Source organism: Acinetobacter sp. AC1-2, from assembly GCF_016124155.1.
Taxonomy (GTDB): Bacteria; Pseudomonadota; Gammaproteobacteria; order Pseudomonadales; family Moraxellaceae; genus Acinetobacter; species Acinetobacter calcoaceticus.
The window spans coordinates 647,280-663,628 of the sequence record NZ_JABFFO010000001.1 but is presented as its reverse complement, the minus strand read 5'-3'; the positions used below and the strand labels follow the sequence as shown (position 1 = coordinate 663,628).

Sequence of the window (16,349 nt, the reverse complement as noted above, 5' to 3'; positions counted from 1 at the left end):
ATGACTGGCTTATATGATGGAATATAAAGAAGTTGCTAAAAAAACGATTAATCATTTGTACTCAGCACATGCATCTATACGAACCTCTGGCATTGATCCTCAAATAGTTGCTTTAGCTGAGTTGTATGTGTCACAAATCAACGGCTGTGCTTACTGCTGCGCTTTTCATGCTCAAGAATTAAGAGATATGGGAGTAAGCCAAGAAGTCATTGATAAAATTCCGGGCTATAAACACTCGAATGTCTTTTCAAAGAAGCAGTTTCTTGCTCTTGAACTTACAGAGGCAGTCACTTTTCTATCTGAAAAAATTGAAACTGTAAAAGCTCATTTAGCCGAGTATTTTAATGAACGAGAGATTGTAGAGTTGACCACCAGCATTTCACTCATGGGAGCATTAAACAGGCTCAGAATCACCTTAGGGGATAAAAGTTAATCCATTCAATTTCCATATGAAAAAGCCCTGACCATTCGAGGCTTTTTCATGTTTTTTTAACCAGATTTAATAAAAAATTGAGACAACTACTTTGATGATAAAAACAATTTCTTTTCCATTGCACGGCGATTAACCAGCCCCTGCAAACGCTTACCACCTGCATTTACCCATACATCAAACTGGTTTGCTGCTTCTGTGTAATCGCCTGAATTTAACTTTTTGAGTAAGGTCGAATGTTTAAAGGCACCTACCCCAATGTTATAAGCTAGAGAGACTAGTGCATCGAATTGATTCTGTTTTAAAGGCACTTTTACAGAACTATTTACTGCACGCTCAAATATCTTTAAATCATGCTGCATATAAGCTTTAGCCTGCTCAAGAGTGCATCGGTCTCCTTCACTTACACGCTTACCATTAGGGTATCGCGTCGTGCCATATCCAATAGTCCAGACGCCAGTACCGTCATCATAAGCACTGAGTTTTAACCCTTCAAAATTACAGATTTGGTTTACACCTTCCACACTAAGAGACATCTCATCAACCGCGATACCTATCAATTCATCGCCATGATCAGTTGCCGTAGCAATGAGGTGATCTGCTGTAGCATCTTGCTGAGGCTTGGCAGTAAAAATTTTGCGGAGAAAATCCAATATTTTTTGCATTTAATGCCCTGTTATTTACTTTTCTCTGTAACCCAAAGCGTAATATATCCTTGAACTACAGGCTGCCCATCCGCTCTATAAGCATTAACTTTTATTTGCATATCTCCCACCTTCCATTCCTCATCAATTGTTGCCACTAATTTAATATCAGAATCTGCCTTGGCGACATAATTTACGCTCATGCCTTTAGGTAACCATCTTAAATGTTGAGGCACAGATGCTTCAGCTAACACACCCATGACAAATTCCAGCCCATTACATATCGCAATCACGTGTACCGTCCCGATATGATTTTCGATTGATTTATTTTTTTTGATCGAGGCTTCACACACATCTACATCTAATTTTTGGATAATTGGATTTACAGTCTGAAAATATGGAGCAACTCGACTAACGACTTTTGACAATAGCGTTAATCCACCCGGTACGGTCTTCAAAGTCCTAAAAGCGATCAGAACATCATTGACAGGTGGAACTGCTTTATTTTTGATTTTGTTGGTAAATGTAGAAATATAATTACTCATAGTTTTACTTCAATTCGAGAATAAATCATTCAATAAATATATATGTACACATCCCTACACTCATTGCTTAGGTATTAATTTTTTGAGTCATTAATGATAATGATTGAATAACCTCTAGCATATCGTATTGTTCAGATAAAAAATCAAACCTATTAAAAATGCCCAATATTGAATTGGGCTTTGAGTTATTGTTCGATTTCGATGGGATCGCCATCTTCAGGGCGAATGTGTCGCTCACCATCATCTGCAGGATCTACGCTTGATCCATCTTTTGTAATGCTGTTATACAACTCATCCTCTTTTTTATCATCGATAAATTCTTCATCGGCAAAATCGAGAGGCTCTTCATCATCGTCAAAATTTAAGGGTTTTTCTTCATCTATCATGAGATTCATCCTTTACTTAACTTGTGTCACTCCATGCTTAAATAATTAACGGATACATTCAACACCAAACAATCATCATTTGTGTAACTGACACTTTAAGATACATTTATTCCGCTAAAAAGCGGTTAATAAGCTCTTACGAATTAGCTTTTATTATTTTCAAGATGGTTCAAAATACTACTAATTTTTAAAAGTAAGTAACCGAACAGTAGTCCATTAAATATAATGAAGAGACCTACTGTAATCATTTCTTTAGACCAGATTTGAATAATATCTAGATTATCATTTCTTGTTTCAACTTGCCCATATGACAAAATAAAGGCAATTCCTGCAACAATTCCAAATAAAATTACGCTCCACGCTACAACTGAAGTTGCCTTACTTTCTTTAACAGATTTCTTTGCTTCATTCATACTTTGTCTTTGAACATATTTATGGATTCACATATTTTTTATATTAGTTTAATACCTGTTTAAAGTTTTGTTTATGTTATGTTTTGATAGCAATGTAACTAATTTATATATTTTGTTTACCAATAAATAAAATGTTTTATTTGCTCTGTAAGACAAGAATGAAATAATGCTTTTTATTTTAAAGAAAACCTTCATAGTAATTAAACTAACTATTTTAGATTTTTCATGAAACTAGAGAGCAAATTTAATATACCTTAATAATTTTAAATTCGCTCCTAATGATTAAGAAGAACTCATTTATTTCGCCTGAAATTTCATATTGAATCTTCTTGCTTGTTTTCTTACTTCTGGGTTGGAAGGCAAAGCAAATGGACTTGCACGCCAGATCGCTTTTTCAATACTTGTTTTAAATTTTTGTTCTTCTTTATCTAAAAAGATGATTTGCTCAATTTCCCCACTATCGCTTAAAAATACTTTAACGCTTGCACTCATCCCTGTAGAAGACTCTGGAACATCCCATATTTTATAAATTTTCTTTTGATATTGTTTTTTATATTTATCAGCCTCAGAAGTGATTTTATTATCAGTCACTTGAACAGGAGTGGCTTGTTTATGACCAGTAGTACACCCAACCAATAAAAATAAGGAAGCAATAATAGTGAAGTTTTTCATTTTAAATACCTTTTTCAATAACTAAAATTTAACAGTTTAAAATTTAAAAAACCACCCGAAGGCGATATTAATCATTAATTATTCCTCGTCAGCAAAGGTGGTAAGCTCCCCTTATTTCACCTTTGCTTAAATTAATGTTTTATTTTTCTTTAAAAAGGGACTTCATAACGGATATTCATGTTTGAATTTTCTGGAATATTATAGATATCTTGATCGGTAAAAATTCCGTGTTCAGGTGTTTTAAAACTATTAAAGGCTTTATTTTCTGGAACAATTAGAGGTTTATTTAAGTAATTTTCTTGAGAATTATATGTAGATGAAGCACAGCCAATCAGCTCAAAACCCAATAAAGATATAACTAAAAACGTCTTCATAAATTTCGCCAACTATTATAAAAACCACGCAATTTAACAAATTGAATCGCCATTGTCACACCAACACTGTTTAGCTTAACTTAACAACAAATTTATAAAGAAGTATTTTAAAAAATTAGAATCTGTTACGGGACAAATATTAAAATTAGATAATGGACAAACACTCTAAAGTTAAGAATTTTAGATTTTATTTTATATAAAATTCTTTGTGTGAAGCTTTCAATAGAACTTCACACAAACCTGTCGATTCACCCTATTATTGACCAAATGATCAAATCCACTCAAAATTCAATCTTCAAAAAACCAAATTTAATGTTACAATACAGTGATTTAATCAATTTCAATTGGACTTCAAAAGAAATGAATAGATTGTTATTAACTTTTTTATTTTTAAATATTAGTCTTTTTTCTCCCGTAGCTTTTTCTGAAACAAACACGTTTCAAATGAAACAAGAATATAATCACCCTAACTTTAATCAGCATAAAAGCATGCTTGCAGTAAACGTGAGTTCTCAAGACCATAAATTTAATGGGCAACCAAAAGAGTTTTCTAATTCTGGCGCAAATCATCAAAATGTAGATTTTTTTGAAATTGCAAAACAATATCAAGAAAAGGAAGCTAAGCCGTCCTACTCTACTGATGAAACAGTCAATATGAGTGATCATGAGCGTAGTCTTTACTACATTAGAAATCATGATAATGTGAATATTCAAAGAGAAATTCATGGTCAGCAGTTTAAATCGCTAAAACAACAGCGAGATAAAGGCGTCATTTCCAACGATGTATATAAAGAAAAGGTCTACAAAATCTTAAGCCAACCTTCTTTTAAATAAGTTAAAAGCCCTCGCTAGAGGGCTTTTTTGAATATTATTTTGCTGCTTGTGGAGTATTTCTAAAACTAATCGCCATACGGTTATATGCATTCATCAAACTAATAGCTATCGTTAAATCAACCAGTTCTTTTTAATCAAATACAGAATGGGTAAGTTGATAAACATCATCAGGTACTCCGGTTGTAGAGACTTTAGTTACTGATTCAGCCCAAGCTAAAGCAGCTCTCTCCCTTTCATTAAATAGATGACCACCTTCTTGCCAAGCCTGAACTAAAGCTAGTTTTTCAATTGCTACGCCTTTCTTGATTAAATCTCTCGTATGCATGTCTAAACAATATGCACAGTTATTAATTTGCGATATGCGTAGATAAACCAATTCAACTAGCTCTGCTGCCAAACCGCTTTGCATTACGTAGCTATAGACACCACCTAGAGCTTTAACACCTGCTGGAGCGACCTGATTATAATCAATACGTTGAACCATAATAGACACCTGTTTACTTTCAATTATTTTACTGGGGTAACTAATTCTTTATCGTCAGTATCTACAACAAATACTGCCAATAGCTTTGCTGGTTTAGTCTTACTTACATTGCGACTAATAGAATGAACTGCTCCTGGCTCTTCAAACCAACTCTGACCTGCCTGATAAATTTTTGGCTTCTCATTATTCACTTTAGACTCAATGCTACCCTCAACCACATAGGCATATATAAAAGATGATTTCGCATGAGTATGAGGAATAGAAGCGCCACCAGGCGGATAATCCACCTCTAAAGCGATAAGAGACTTGCCCGGTATATTAGAAATTGCATGTTCAAAATTAGGCGTAACTTTTTCCACTGGCTCATGTGCCATAGATGGTGCAATACTCGCAAGCATTAGACCTATACCTAAAAAGAATCTGCTTTTGATTATTTTCATTTCAAATTAAACCTACATACAGATAGGAAGTTGTTTTTATTTTATAGATCCGTAGTATAAATTCATGAACCAAAAATGCTTTAAAAGGCTGTACCACGAATGTCCCAGCGGCTCAAAATTAATTTAGATCGCAAATTAAAGATTCCGTTAGCCGAACAAATACGCCTTGGGATTGAACAAGCCATTATTTCTGGAACGCTACAACTAGGTGATCGTCTACCCTCATGGATCGATTTAGCCAGTCAACTTGGTGTTTCTAGAGGTACCGTAAAAGTTGCATACGAAAGACTTTCCGATGGTCAATTTATCATTGCGTCCAGATCACAAGGTACACGTGTTGCCTACCAAGCAGTTAAGCCACCCTCTATTCAAGATGACTATAAAAATAGTTCGTTTACACAGATGTATTTAGATATGACAACTGTGCAGGGCATTTTTCAATTAGGCGTCCCCTCAAAAGAAATCTTTCCAGCAAAGTTATTTTCAAAAATCAGATCAAAATCTGTTCGCAATGAATCTAGTGGGTGGCCTAGCTATCCAGACGCTCGGGGTGAACATGGTCTTCGTCGAGAAATTGCTGCTTATTTAGCTCTATCAAGGGGCATTCAATGTATTCCTGACCAAGTATTTATCACTTCTGGTTTCTCTGGTGGGCTGGGCCTTACATTACATGTTTTAGGATTAGGAGGAAAAAAGGCATGGGTTGAAGATCCCGGTTTCCCTTTCTCTAAACATGCACTTAAAGTTGGAAGACTGGAAATATGTCCAATTCCCGTTGATAAAGATGGGATAGATGTAGAGTTCGCAATGAAAAATGTACCAGATGCCTCCCTTGCATTAGTCACACCGGGACAGCAAGCACCTTTAGGAATGTCACTTTCTTTGACCAGACGATTAAAGTTACTTGATTGGGCTAACCAGAATGGAAGCTGGATTATTGAAGATGATTATTTAGGAGAATTACAATTAGATGGGCGAGCAGCACCCGCTTTATTTTCATTAGATACTGCTGGAAGAGTTATTCACTTAGGAAGCTTTAGTAAAACAATTAGCCCCAAATTACGGATTGGATTTGCGGTTGTACCTTTTCACATGATTAATCACTTTGCAGAAACGACAGCAACTTTAGTACCGGCTCCATCTCCATCTTTACAACTTTCAATTCAAGAGTTTATGCATGAAGGTCATTTTTTAAGACATTTAAGACGAACAAAAAGAACTTATAGTACTCAGCGCGATGAATTAATTAAGTGTTTAAAACGATTTAATCTGCAAACCTATACTGCTGGCTTATCCGTACTCATTAATTTACCGCCCTCTTTATCTGATCAAAAAATTGTGAAAGAAGCATTAGCTTTCAATCTGGCTCCCTCTCCATTATCACTTTGGTACCAAGACCCTAAAAATGCTGTTTCAGGTTTAATGTTAGGTGTTGCAACCTCACCTTTATCAAAAGTAAATCAGTCATGTGAACAGTTAGTGCAAATCATCGAACAAAATAAAGTTCAGTCATAGAGCTATTAATGGTCCCGTCTTCTCATACTTTCTATCTACAAACATCTTTTGACTTTTAAAGCTAAATCAAATTGAACAAAAAGCCCTCTTCTGAGGGCTTTTCTAAAGGCATTAAACACTAGAGTATTAATCAACCTAAACAAGCATCGACATAAAATATTCTAATAACTTATCTCTTTCATCGATCTTATTTGCACTTAAAAGTTGAACCATTGCCCCATCAATCACAAATAAAAACATGTAAGCATCTTCAACTTTGGCTGTAACTTTTACGGTTAAAAGTAGCTTATAAATTTCGTTAATGAACCAATTTCGGTAGTCAATGACGAGTTTATAGGCCGCTGGATAAAGCTTTTCAATTTCAAAAATCGCTTTAAATGGCAACCGATAAAAGCCGTTTAAGTTTGCATGTAAAAAGTAGATTTTCTTTAACTTATCGAAAACCATAAGTTCTTGGTACGAATGAATAATAGACAACACCTCATGTTTTAATGCGTCTTTTTGAAAAGTCAGAGACATCTCAACCAGTTTTTCTTTAGAGTGAAAGTAATTATAAAAAGTGGCTTTTGGAATTTTGGCTTCACTAATAATTCGGTCGATACCAATGTAAAACCCATGTTGATTAAATAAATCTTTTGCCGCGTGGAGCACTTGTAGTGCTCTAAATGAAGCTTCTAAATTTGGCATAGACATACCGTTTAAAATAATTTTTTGTTGTATATAAAAGAGATAGAAATACCGTCACTCTTAAAATGAGCGCTAAAAACAGGCATGCGAAAACGACACAAAAGTGGTGTGTTCGCCTATCTCAGGTTTTATTGTTGCTATGATTTTTTAGTCGTAATGATCTAAAGGTGTAGAAAACCTAGAGTCGATTAAACCGTTTTAAAAACTGTTTAAATGGTATGAATAGAGAGAATTTGGCAAAGGCCAAGAAATAAGAAGAATTAGTACGCATAGCGGACTCCTAGATGAAATAGAAGTTCTACCAGATCACTGCTAAATGATTATGGTGGCAGAACGAAGAAGGGTTAGCAGACCAGTCATCTAGGAACCGGCACGCCCGAAGGCGTCCCTCCTCCGTCCTACCGCTACGAAGGGAGACGAACGAGTTCGACACCAAAAAATTGCTTTTCTGATGTCCTAGATGAAAACGGTCTGCTAAAACCGACTGGCAATGTGGCCAGCAGGCAAAGAATAATCGTAGAGGTTTTGAGTGTCAATGTTCAAAAAGAAAGAATCAAAACATTAGATATAAAAAAGCTCTTTAAATAACAAGAACTTTAAATATTGAAACTTACTTAGTCTCTTTAACATGAAATGACTGTATAAGCCGAGTTAAATTATTTTCTATATTCTGCCAATCAGCTAAATGCATATCACTGTAATGTGCGGTAATACTCATCGGCAGTCCCTTCACATTAAAAGTATGACTACAATAGTATTGCTGATTTGGTTTAGCATAGTCCTCTAGAATAGCCTGTTCAGGATCTGGTTTACTTAATAAATAAGTTCGAGCAAAAGTACTACAACTAATATAAGAGACTATATTTCCATCAGCGTCTTTTTTAAAATAAATCTTATAATGATTATAATCCTCTGTTACATCATCAGGATATTTCTTTCGCCAATCCTTATAAACAAGAACTTTATAGAACCCGCCTGGTAAATTAGGATCTAGTGATACCACTTCTGTTAAGCCTAATTCTAGAGCTGGTTTAGTTTGTATATATTTAATTAATTTTGGCGTTTCAAAATACTTCTTCGGATGAAACACTGAACTTAAATTTATACCCATTTTAATTTCTGCGGCACTAGCATTTATGTTCTTATATATCCAGCTATTTAAGGAAAACCAAATTACATACTTATGAAACTCTTGCCAGTCCTTAGGTATTTCATAATCAGCTCTTACTGATTCAGGATTAAAAATATGTAAATTTTCTAATGTTTTTCCTTTGTACTCAGGTAAAAGAACTTGAAAAAGTTCAGTACATTGAAATCTATCACATAAGGCCTTGCCGCTCTCATATCTTTGCTTTTCTCTGAATTCCAGATCTTTCTTTCGTGAAGATTCAGAAATAGCAGTTGCATCCATAAGATAATTTGCTGGAATATCTAATATGACTCCATTAGGGTCAAATTCAGATGGCCAAATCTCTCTATACAATGGTGGATGTAAATAATATTCTTTAAATAAAATCTTTTCTTTGTAATTGTGATATTTGCCATAACCAAAGATTGCAACTAACAAAAGTATCAGTAAATACCTCTTCTTAAGAAGAAAAGATATTGAGGAAGCTTTTTTCATAAAACCTCTCCTGATAACAAATTCAATTCTTTAATTATCTTAAATAAATTCATTCTTTTAATTTAATTTTATTTAATGTTGTACATAGAGCTTTCTTATCTGCTTCTTTAAGTTGAGGATGCTGAACAGACCACATGTAGCCACAGCTATGAGGTGCTTTGTTATTATTTTTCTTAAGTTCATAGGCAATATTTTTTAAAAGCTCAGTATTTAGCGTACTAATTTTTAAACGTACTTCTGCTAAATCTTGGGGCTTCCAATTGGTTTCCGGACTCGATAACCAGTCTGCTCGATATCGGTACTGAATTGCCTTAGCAACATTCATTTGAGTCACAATAAATGGCTTCACTGTTTCGCTATTTAAACCAAAAGATTCAGCTTCGGAAACAGATTGATCGAGAACTTTCTTTTCTTGATTTAAATCTTCAATCGGCAAATGCTGCTCTGCTTTATAACCCGCTACATCCTTCATATAAGATAAGCGCTCGTTAATTAAACGGGCAGTCTGATCATATTGATATGCTTGCGCTAATGAAGAAAAGCCCATGAAAACTGCCAACGTACAAATCGCTTTAACAGCTTGCTGAACACGCTTAATTTTTACCATGTAATACCTATCGAAATTATTGTTTTGTCATCATTCCAGATCAGTACTGTATTTTAACAACATACGAAAGTAAAATTTCAAGATAGGCTAAGTTCTTGGCTCCATGCCGAATCAGGCTGCTGATAGATGTGTTGGCACACTTGCTTTACAGATGAAATAAAGTGCTGGTTTTGTCCATTCCATTTCTCAACCATACAATAGGTGATATGAATGCCTTTAGGTTGAAACTCTCTTGCCAATGACTGAGATAAAGCGCGAATGCCCGCAAACATGCTTTGGCTTAATACATCATAATGAGTCGGGTTGCTAAATGGCGCTCCAAGAAAAATAACTGTGCCCCGCTGTTGTTTTAGCATAGGCTTAATCACAGCTTGCGCTACACTCACTGCACTTAAACCTGTGGTCTGCCAATGGTGTTCAATCTCTTCTAAAGATAAAGCCTCAATATTTGGCGAAGATGAAAAGTTCGGCTGAAACACACACAGTTCAATTGTATGTCTGTGACTGGAAATATAACTCAACAAGCTTTTTAAATGATCAGCATTTACCAAGTTCAAATGAACTGCTGTTACGCCATCATTTATAGAATGGGCTTGCATATTCTGTACGGCTGAATCATGCACAACTTGATAAAGATGTAATGGAGAATGTGCATTTTTATCTAGGATTACAAAGTCACGCTCGATCAAGTGTAAGTCATGACCAGCAACGACAACACAGCCCTGCTTTTTTTGAAATCTCTGACATATTTTTTTTAGCATTTTAGTCTCTCAAAATTTTTCTTGATAAGGGCGTAAATCCAACTCATGTGTCCAAAGCTCAGGCATTTGTTGGTAAAGCATCCAATAGTTTTCTGCAATTGCATCAATATTGAGCCCACCCGTTCCACGCGTAAGACGGGCTAAACGCCCTAGGCCAAATAATGCTTTATTCACTCTATCGCCATCGACCATTCCATCAATAATCACATGAGCAATATGTATGCCTTGTGATTTATAGATTTGAGCTAAATTTAGTGCATAAGCTCGCAAGGCAGATTTACCCATCGTAAAAGCTGCAAAAAAAGGCTTTCCGCGCAAAGAAGCACTCGCCCCAGTAAAAATAAGCGTACCGTGGTTTTGATCTTTAAAGATTTTTAGACAGCTTTGAGAAACTAAATACGCCGATAAAAAAGTGGATTGCCACATTTGAGTAAAAAACGATAATGGACTGCGTAAAAATATTGAAGGAATATTCCCTCCCACATTATGAATTACAGCAGTAATGCGCTCATTTTGACTGGTGATTGTGTCAAACAAAGCTTGTACTTGCTTTACATCTTCTGCATCTAAACGAAATGCGACAGCGTCACCACTTTTCGAATGGATTTCGGCAGCCACTGCTTCAATTTTTTGGAAAGTACGCCCAGCGACATAGACTTTTAAGCCTTCTTTTGCAAAACGATGGCACACAGCTGCACCAATACCTTGTGATGCCCCAACGCCAATAACAACTACACAATCTAATATTTTATCTGGTGTTGCTAATGCCATAATCGTTTCACCCTGTTTGTTTTTTATACCATAATGCAATAGACGGACGATCCAAAATTTCTTTACGAAACTTTTTGCTTGTGCGAATCACTTCACCTAGTTGAGCGACAACAGCAATGTCAGCAATTGTCTGAGAGTCTCCAACCAACCACTCACTTTGTGATAAGACTTGTTCAATGCGGCCTAAGTGTCTTCTGAACTCTTCTTCAACATGCTCAGCTTTCATTCGGCCTAAACCCTGAAAGAAAAGCTGTGTTTTCAATTCAGCTAAAATAAATCCTTTTACCATTGGCTTTTCATACGCTGGGCGACCAATACTGCTAATACGAATTGCTTCAGCTAGGGCTTCTGAATCATTGACTCGTAAATAGACTTCATAAAAATAGAGAGACTCATCTGCCCAGTCTTCCCATAACTCTGCAAGAGCCTTTTGATTTGGATCTTCTGGATAGAGCCGAGGCGTATCTGGGTAAGTTTCATCCAGATAACGAGCAATTCGAGTACTATCTTGAATACGCTGACCATTATGGTCAATTACAGGCACCTTGCCCACTTTACTCAGTAAAGGAACTTTAGCCCCCAAAATGCCGTTATAGTTAACTGTTTCAAATGAAATTCCTTTAAATTTCAAAATTCTTGAAACTTTCTGACAAAATGGGGAAATCTCCCATTGATGCAAAATAATATCCGACATTGATTTACCTTTATTTTAATTGCCTGTTTTGCTTTCTAGTTCTTTTTTAGAACTAATCAATAAATATACAGTATGTATTTTTAAGTCAAACCGTTTTTGATGACGGACAAGTTTCAAAAAACTAAAATAATTTGATTTATATCGTTTTATGCTCAGCCAGTTTTAATGAATATAATTAAAATTATGCGGAACCATTTTTACTAAAATAGAACCGCGTATATTTGATAAATTAATAAGTCACTGTAACAACAACACTATCAGAATAATTACCTGGTGTACTTGCAATGGAAGTACTTTGCGGAATTTTTCCATACACTGGAGTAGTTTGAGCGCTACCTGTACCAGTTTTTGAGACTCCTCCTGCCCCTCCAACATTGGTTACGCCTCCTGTAGCATCCCACACCGTACTATAGTTAGAATCTTTATATAACTGATAGGGAATAAATTCATTATTGCCATTGGTCATACGCCTAAATCCACCGCTTATACGGTTATTGCCATCCCCTAAATAAATGCTATATGGCGTTCCAAAATTACAGGTCGAATTTACAGCTCCTTGCGCTGTGTAATCCTGCTTAGTCGTACTAATATCATTAATATTGCCGAAATCTACAGTTGAGGTTGAGTTTAATTGGCACATACTTGGTACCACAAAGTTCGCTGTTAGTAATGTATCACCTGAATCCCAGCCACCAATTAAATCACCGCATGATAAACCCAAAAGATCCATATCCCAATACAACCGAACCGAAGCCGTATATGTTCCTTTAGGATATGCAATGAGTGACCCCGTTCGAGCTGGTACTTTCACATTTACCGAGTAACTCACAATATTATTTGATGCCACTGTTGCTACTGGACCATACCACACATTGGAGGTTTGGTTGGTGGTAGAAGACCCAGCTCCACCTACAGTTGCAGTGACCGTATATGGTAAAGTCACACTATTATTCGCAGTGGTTGCTCCTGTAAATACGGTTTTCATACACATGAAATTAGAAATTTGGGGAAGTCCTAAATTCGTGCAAGTAATTGTGCCTGAAAGGTTTACAGTTGCATCACTATTAATATTTGCTGCCGTGTAGGTAAAAGTACTATTGGTAGTTCCGCTTACTGTACAAGCAGCATGTGCTGGGCTAAAAAAAGCATAAACGAGATAAAATAAGCAAATGCCTATAAAGTATTTTAAAGCCAATGAAAATTTCTTACAGCTCTCTATTTGAGCCTTATTCATAATATTTAATGACATACATAAGGTCCCAATTTTTTAGTTGAGTACTGATTACTGTTATATGTGAAGTCAACTTGGCATGAGCCATGATCCAGAAGATCGACTTCAAGCTTGTTTTGTTTTAATAGGTTTTGAATAAATACTTCACCGTCGTAGCCAACTACCCCATCTTGTTGCCCATTAATTCGAACCGTATAACCCGGTAATAAAGGTGAATTATTCTGGTCAACAAGTTTTACTAACCCTGAAATGACCTGATGAGCGCCAAAATCAATAAGACCACCTTGGCGATAACCTACCACTGTTTTCTGATCTGTAGATTTAACGCTCCAATTTAAAGGAAGATACGACGGATCTAAATAAATATGATTCTCTTTATATGGCATTAGACTAGGAATCAGAAATCTTCCAGAATTATCGGTTACGCCTAAATTTACCCCGCCATTTATAATCTGACTTTGCGGTCCAGCATTGGTCACGACCGCGTAGCCGTCACCAATTTCATTGGCTGCAAAAATCCGTCCTGCTGCCGCAACCAACGATCCTGTCGCTGAAACTGCAACTTGGTCATTATCCCCAATGCGGTTATATCGACCTGTCAGGTAGGCTGCCCGAGCACGGTAAGAAGCATAGATAGATGCATTGTTTTGATTGGCATCCTGATCGCGCTCAACATAGCCGCCCCATCCAAATGAGCCGATTTGGGGTTCTGATAAACCAAATATTTCTTGACGGTAACTCAACCTGCCGCTATCACTAGATACACTTGTAATCGCATTGATTCTAGTAGATGGTGTATAACGCAGCGCAAAGTAAATGCCATAGTCTTTGTGATTTTCATAATCTTTATACGCTGAGCTATAAAATCCCCAGTTCTTGTTCAGGCTTCCACTTAAATTGGCAGATACTAACTTGTAAGAGTTATCGTTAAATTTGATCTGGTTATAACCCAGATAGGCGCTATATCCTTCGTAAAAGTTATAGCTCATCCCTGCCCTAAAAATCTCATCTGCCAGTGCGCTGTAGCTCAGATAGTTTTTGGGTTCAGCATTGGTCTGGTTATCTTTTAAATATCGAATTTGAGACACGCGGGCAAGGTCAAAGTAGTTATCAAATACTTTGCGGTAACTGGTATTAAACGAAATATTCTTACTAATCAGTCCTTCTAAACCAACCAAGGCAGAATAACCGTTTTCATCTTTATATTGGCTCGCTGCAATGTCGGCATTAATTACCCCAAAACCAAACAGGTTCTTGGCAAAACCAGTGCCCAGATTTGATAGCCCATCTGTAGAAGCTTCTGCACCACCACTTAAGGTCAGCGAGTTACTGTAGCCGTATCGAATCGCACCCGAAGCAAAGGTGGCATCATCATAATCATTTGAATATAGCCCATAGTTATAACGAGGAACCCCAACATCTACTGAGAATTCATTAATGCCTTTTGCTAAAATTTTAGATGAAAAATAATAAGCCTGTTTGGTAATGCTCTGCTGACCCGTCGCATCAGTGGTCACAAGCGTGACTTCATTACCCGAAATAAACGGGAGCTGCTTAATATCAAACGGACCTGAAGGCACAAGTCCTGAATAAATCTTTTGCTGGTTAACATATAAATCTAATGTCGAAGGCAGTGCAGCCGAGCCGGAAAATTGTGGTAATGCCGAAGTGACAATATCTCCTCGTTGAGTATAGGCACTCGACCACTGGAAACCAGCCAGACGTACGCTACTTCCCCAATCAGAACTATTGGCAATAAAGTCCCCTAAGGTATATATCCTGATCTTTTCAGGGTCTACATACTGCCATTTACTCTCTAAGCGCACCCACTTTTCATGGTTATAACTAGTTTCATTACTGCCGTTATATAAAACGCCTGATGAAAAGTTACCTATTGCACTGTTAAAAATCCCTTCTGCCGAACCGGAGAAAACATTCTCGTCATTGGTCATGGTGTGATAGAGGCTATAGTTCAAAATGGCAGCGTTTAAGGGTTTCATTTTTAGTAAATGAGGGCTTGTGAGCTGTTGACCATTTAAGTCAACTGCATAGCCTGTCAACATGCTGGACGGAACTTGTAAGTTTAGAGATTGTTCATTCTCTAGATATTTAAACTGGATTCCTTTTAACTCGTTAATACACACCCATTGGCTATCAGCAACATGCTCATCCATTTTCACTCTTAAAGTTTTTAAGGCACCAGAGCGAATATATAGCTTTCCATCCTTAGATTGCTTCACGGCAACCAAGTCTTCAGCGGCATTTGAATTAATAGAAATAATTAAAAAAAGCTGAGTAAAATTAAGATATTGTTCCTCTCCATTGGTATTCACCTGTACATATTTATTATTGCTATCTATAGATTTAGGAACACTGGGAATTGGAGTGTTCGTATTATCTTGGAGTTGCTCAGCAAAAGAATACACAGGAAGATATGCAACACATAAGACACCTATAATGTATTTCATAGAAGCCTCTTAAAGTGTGGTTTTCTTACCATTAACTGTCAGAGAAACGCTGTATTTATGATTTGGCTGATATGTAAAATTATTAATAGAGTAGCTTCGTGCCTGTTCTGCAAGAATATAACCATTTACCGTATTTACTTTAATGGGATAGCTTTTATTCGCTGTGGTATCCACAAGCGCTAAGTCATTTAAAAGTGCATGCCTGTTTCCAATATTGCTAATATTTAAGGAAGGTACCTCCTGATTAACATCAATTTTCCAATTCAATTGAGTAATCGCGTCTTTATTTACTACAAATACAGGCAATGACGAGCGTAAAAGTACGTTAACCCCTTGAGCTGCTTTACGGCTATCAATCGGTTTTGGTAGTTCATCAATAATAATGCGATACGTTTTTTCACCAGAAACTGGTGCTGGATTAACTCTAACTACACGCAAGTTATAAGAATCATTAGACTGTAATTTTAAAAATGGCGGGCTAATTGCGATTTCATCTGTAGGTGTTAACTGATCCTGTCCATTTTTCTGAGTCCATTCAAATACACGAATCTGCAAATCACTACTTTCATTCGATTGATTAAATAAACTAATTGAAGCAGCACTCTGATTACTTAATATTTCTACATTCACAGGCGAAAGACGAATTGTAGCGGCGTTAATATTGTTAGATGATAAAGATAAGAATAATCCCGTAATAATAAAGATATTTTTTTTCATGATTTACTCAAATATAACTTTTTTAATGTGTTAGCCCTTTCAAAAGGGCTAA

General features: G+C 36.3%; 20 protein-coding genes. 3 read left to right on the top strand and 17 right to left on the bottom strand.

The window, feature by feature from the left end:
* Nucleotides 1-16 precede the first annotated feature (16 nt).
* Nucleotides 17-433 carry a carboxymuconolactone decarboxylase family protein gene (locus HL290_RS03055; protein ID WP_198496376.1) on the top strand — a complete coding sequence of 139 codons (417 nt, stop codon included), beginning with the start codon at nucleotides 17-19 and terminating at the stop codon, nucleotides 431-433.
* Nucleotides 434-519: 86 nt separating this feature from the next.
* On the opposite strand, the gene HL290_RS03050 is transcribed toward HL290_RS03055, so the two are convergent.
* From HL290_RS03050 to HL290_RS03025, 6 genes are all read right to left on the bottom strand, one after another.
* On the bottom strand, nucleotides 520-1,095 hold the full coding sequence (locus tag HL290_RS03050) for a lysozyme (protein ID WP_198495556.1): 576 nt from the start codon (nucleotides 1,093-1,095) through the stop codon (nucleotides 520-522).
* A gap of 11 nt (nucleotides 1,096-1,106) precedes the next feature.
* Nucleotides 1,107-1,619, bottom strand: coding sequence for a hotdog fold domain-containing protein (locus HL290_RS03045; RefSeq protein WP_132069317.1), 513 nt, complete (start codon nucleotides 1,617-1,619; stop codon nucleotides 1,107-1,109).
* A 185-nt stretch (nucleotides 1,620-1,804) separates the two neighbouring features.
* On the bottom strand, nucleotides 1,805-2,005 hold the full coding sequence (locus HL290_RS03040; RefSeq protein WP_003652344.1) for a hypothetical protein: 201 nt from the start codon (nucleotides 2,003-2,005) through the stop codon (nucleotides 1,805-1,807).
* Between the two features lie 143 nt (nucleotides 2,006-2,148).
* Nucleotides 2,149-2,418 carry a hypothetical protein gene (locus HL290_RS03035; protein ID WP_017388147.1) on the bottom strand — a complete coding sequence of 90 codons (270 nt, stop codon included), beginning with the start codon at nucleotides 2,416-2,418 and terminating at the stop codon, nucleotides 2,149-2,151.
* Nucleotides 2,419-2,715: 297 nt separating this feature from the next.
* On the bottom strand, nucleotides 2,716-3,090 hold the full coding sequence (locus HL290_RS03030) for a TonB C-terminal domain-containing protein (protein WP_198495555.1): 375 nt from the start codon (nucleotides 3,088-3,090) through the stop codon (nucleotides 2,716-2,718).
* Between the two features lie 149 nt (nucleotides 3,091-3,239).
* On the bottom strand, nucleotides 3,240-3,464 hold the full coding sequence (locus tag HL290_RS03025; RefSeq protein WP_198495554.1) for a hypothetical protein: 225 nt from the start codon (nucleotides 3,462-3,464) through the stop codon (nucleotides 3,240-3,242).
* Between the two features lie 312 nt (nucleotides 3,465-3,776).
* On the opposite strand from HL290_RS03025, the gene HL290_RS03020 reads away from it, so the two are divergent.
* Nucleotides 3,777-4,298: a hypothetical protein gene (locus HL290_RS03020; protein WP_198496375.1), complete on the top strand. Its 522-nt coding sequence runs from the start codon at nucleotides 3,777-3,779 to the stop codon at nucleotides 4,296-4,298.
* 130 nt (nucleotides 4,299-4,428) lie between these two features.
* Here HL290_RS03020 and HL290_RS03015 read toward each other — a convergent pair whose 3' ends face one another.
* Both HL290_RS03015 and HL290_RS03010 read right to left on the bottom strand, forming a co-directional pair.
* Nucleotides 4,429-4,782 (bottom strand): carboxymuconolactone decarboxylase family protein, encoded by a 354-nt coding sequence (locus HL290_RS03015; RefSeq protein WP_265091535.1) that lies wholly within the window; start codon nucleotides 4,780-4,782, stop codon nucleotides 4,429-4,431.
* A 23-nt stretch (nucleotides 4,783-4,805) separates the two neighbouring features.
* The gene (locus HL290_RS03010) at nucleotides 4,806-5,180 is read right to left on the bottom strand and encodes a cupin domain-containing protein (protein ID WP_198495553.1); all 375 of its coding nucleotides are present in this window, start codon (nucleotides 5,178-5,180) and stop codon (nucleotides 4,806-4,808) included.
* Between the two features lie 141 nt (nucleotides 5,181-5,321).
* Here HL290_RS03010 and HL290_RS03005 point away from each other — a divergent pair, with 141 nt between their 5' ends.
* Entirely contained in the window at nucleotides 5,322-6,737 is a 1,416-nt protein-coding gene (locus HL290_RS03005; RefSeq protein WP_198495552.1) for a PLP-dependent aminotransferase family protein, read from the top strand.
* A gap of 135 nt (nucleotides 6,738-6,872) precedes the next feature.
* On the opposite strand, the gene HL290_RS03000 is transcribed toward HL290_RS03005, so the two are convergent.
* The 9 genes from HL290_RS03000 to HL290_RS02960 all read right to left on the bottom strand — a co-directional run bounded on the left by HL290_RS03000 (nucleotide 6,873) and on the right by HL290_RS02960 (nucleotide 16,297).
* The gene (locus HL290_RS03000) at nucleotides 6,873-7,424 is read right to left on the bottom strand and encodes a TetR/AcrR family transcriptional regulator (RefSeq protein WP_198495551.1); all 552 of its coding nucleotides are present in this window, start codon (nucleotides 7,422-7,424) and stop codon (nucleotides 6,873-6,875) included.
* 610 nt (nucleotides 7,425-8,034) lie between these two features.
* Nucleotides 8,035-9,048 (bottom strand): hypothetical protein, encoded by a 1,014-nt coding sequence (locus HL290_RS02995; protein WP_198495550.1) that lies wholly within the window; start codon nucleotides 9,046-9,048, stop codon nucleotides 8,035-8,037.
* 49 nt (nucleotides 9,049-9,097) lie between these two features.
* Nucleotides 9,098-9,655: a chorismate mutase gene (locus HL290_RS02990; protein ID WP_198495549.1), complete on the bottom strand. Its 558-nt coding sequence runs from the start codon at nucleotides 9,653-9,655 to the stop codon at nucleotides 9,098-9,100.
* A 77-nt stretch (nucleotides 9,656-9,732) separates the two neighbouring features.
* Complete coding sequence (locus tag HL290_RS02985) at nucleotides 9,733-10,416, bottom strand: SDR family NAD(P)-dependent oxidoreductase (protein ID WP_198495548.1); 684 nt, start codon at nucleotides 10,414-10,416, stop codon at nucleotides 9,733-9,735.
* Between the two features lie 9 nt (nucleotides 10,417-10,425).
* Nucleotides 10,426-11,187 (bottom strand): SDR family NAD(P)-dependent oxidoreductase, encoded by a 762-nt coding sequence (locus HL290_RS02980; protein ID WP_198495547.1) that lies wholly within the window; start codon nucleotides 11,185-11,187, stop codon nucleotides 10,426-10,428.
* A gap of 7 nt (nucleotides 11,188-11,194) precedes the next feature.
* Nucleotides 11,195-11,881, bottom strand: a complete 687-nt coding sequence (locus HL290_RS02975) for a glutathione S-transferase family protein (RefSeq protein ID WP_198495546.1) — start codon at nucleotides 11,879-11,881, stop codon at nucleotides 11,195-11,197.
* Nucleotides 11,882-12,110: 229 nt separating this feature from the next.
* On the bottom strand, nucleotides 12,111-13,130 hold the full coding sequence (locus tag HL290_RS02970) for a spore coat U domain-containing protein (RefSeq protein WP_198495545.1): 1,020 nt from the start codon (nucleotides 13,128-13,130) through the stop codon (nucleotides 12,111-12,113).
* Nucleotides 13,121-15,580, bottom strand: a complete 2,460-nt coding sequence (locus tag HL290_RS02965; protein ID WP_198495544.1) for a fimbria/pilus outer membrane usher protein — start codon at nucleotides 15,578-15,580, stop codon at nucleotides 13,121-13,123. Before HL290_RS02965 ends, HL290_RS02970 begins: the two co-directional genes overlap by 10 nt.
* A 9-nt stretch (nucleotides 15,581-15,589) precedes the next feature.
* Nucleotides 15,590-16,297 (bottom strand): molecular chaperone, encoded by a 708-nt coding sequence (locus tag HL290_RS02960; RefSeq protein ID WP_198495543.1) that lies wholly within the window; start codon nucleotides 16,295-16,297, stop codon nucleotides 15,590-15,592.
* Nucleotides 16,298-16,349 lie beyond the last annotated feature (52 nt).

Coding starts and splice junctions, on each gene's coding strand:
- HL290_RS03020 (WP_198496375.1), top strand. CDS start 3,777: ATGTTACAATACAGTGATTTAATCAATTTCAATTGGACTTCAAAAGAA.
- HL290_RS03010 (WP_198495553.1), bottom strand. CDS start 5,180: ATGCTTGCGAGTATTGCACCATCTATGGCACATGAGCCAGTGGAAAAA.
- HL290_RS03000 (WP_198495551.1), bottom strand. CDS start 7,424: ATGCCAAATTTAGAAGCTTCATTTAGAGCACTACAAGTGCTCCACGCG.
- HL290_RS03035 (WP_017388147.1), bottom strand. CDS start 2,418: ATGAATGAAGCAAAGAAATCTGTTAAAGAAAGTAAGGCAACTTCAGTT.
- HL290_RS02965 (WP_198495544.1), bottom strand. CDS start 15,580: ATGAAATACATTATAGGTGTCTTATGTGTTGCATATCTTCCTGTGTAT.
- HL290_RS03005 (WP_198495552.1), top strand. CDS start 5,322: ATGTCCCAGCGGCTCAAAATTAATTTAGATCGCAAATTAAAGATTCCG.
- HL290_RS02980 (WP_198495547.1), bottom strand. CDS start 11,187: ATGGCATTAGCAACACCAGATAAAATATTAGATTGTGTAGTTGTTATT.
- HL290_RS03055 (WP_198496376.1), top strand. CDS start 17: ATGGAATATAAAGAAGTTGCTAAAAAAACGATTAATCATTTGTACTCA.
- HL290_RS02995 (WP_198495550.1), bottom strand. CDS start 9,048: ATGAAAAAAGCTTCCTCAATATCTTTTCTTCTTAAGAAGAGGTATTTA.
- HL290_RS03030 (WP_198495555.1), bottom strand. CDS start 3,090: ATGAAAAACTTCACTATTATTGCTTCCTTATTTTTATTGGTTGGGTGT.
- HL290_RS03025 (WP_198495554.1), bottom strand. CDS start 3,464: ATGAAGACGTTTTTAGTTATATCTTTATTGGGTTTTGAGCTGATTGGC.
- HL290_RS02960 (WP_198495543.1), bottom strand. CDS start 16,297: ATGAAAAAAAATATCTTTATTATTACGGGATTATTCTTATCTTTATCA.
- HL290_RS02975 (WP_198495546.1), bottom strand. CDS start 11,881: ATGTCGGATATTATTTTGCATCAATGGGAGATTTCCCCATTTTGTCAG.
- HL290_RS02970 (WP_198495545.1), bottom strand. CDS start 13,130: ATGTCATTAAATATTATGAATAAGGCTCAAATAGAGAGCTGTAAGAAA.
- HL290_RS03040 (WP_003652344.1), bottom strand. CDS start 2,005: ATGATAGATGAAGAAAAACCCTTAAATTTTGACGATGATGAAGAGCCT.
- HL290_RS03015 (WP_265091535.1), bottom strand. CDS start 4,782: ATGGTTCAACGTATTGATTATAATCAGGTCGCTCCAGCAGGTGTTAAA.
- HL290_RS02990 (WP_198495549.1), bottom strand. CDS start 9,655: ATGGTAAAAATTAAGCGTGTTCAGCAAGCTGTTAAAGCGATTTGTACG.
- HL290_RS02985 (WP_198495548.1), bottom strand. CDS start 10,416: ATGCTAAAAAAAATATGTCAGAGATTTCAAAAAAAGCAGGGCTGTGTT.
- HL290_RS03050 (WP_198495556.1), bottom strand. CDS start 1,095: ATGCAAAAAATATTGGATTTTCTCCGCAAAATTTTTACTGCCAAGCCT.
- HL290_RS03045 (WP_132069317.1), bottom strand. CDS start 1,619: ATGAGTAATTATATTTCTACATTTACCAACAAAATCAAAAATAAAGCA.